Source organism: Streptomyces capoamus (genome assembly GCF_014654935.1).
Classification (GTDB): domain Bacteria; phylum Actinomycetota; class Actinomycetes; order Streptomycetales; family Streptomycetaceae; genus Streptomyces; species Streptomyces capoamus.
In genome coordinates this window covers 1-280 of record NZ_BNBF01000083.1, presented here as the reverse complement: position 1 = coordinate 280, position 280 = coordinate 1, and the positions used below count along the sequence as shown (strand labels likewise).

1 rRNA gene (cut by a window edge) is annotated in these 280 nt (G+C 56.4%); it reads right to left on the bottom strand.

The window, feature by feature from the left end:
* Positions 1-280 (bottom strand): 23S ribosomal RNA (locus IE312_RS44820); its annotated part reaches 975 nt to the left of the window's first position; the annotation flags it as partial.

Below are 280 nucleotides of genomic sequence, written 5' to 3'. Positions count from 1 at the left end.
TCCGACGCTCCCACGGCTTGTAGGCACACGGTTTCAGGTACTATTTCACTCCGCTCCCGCGGTACTTTTCACCATTCCCTCACGGTACTATCCGCTATCGGTCACCAGGGAATATTTAGGCTTAGCGGGTGGTCCCGCCAGATTCACACGGGATTTCTCGGGCCCCGTGCTACTTGGGTGTCTCTCAAACGAGCCGCTGATGTTTCGACTACGGGGGTCTTACCCTCTACGCCGGACCTTTCGCATGTCCTTCGCCTACATCAACGGTTTCTGACTCGTC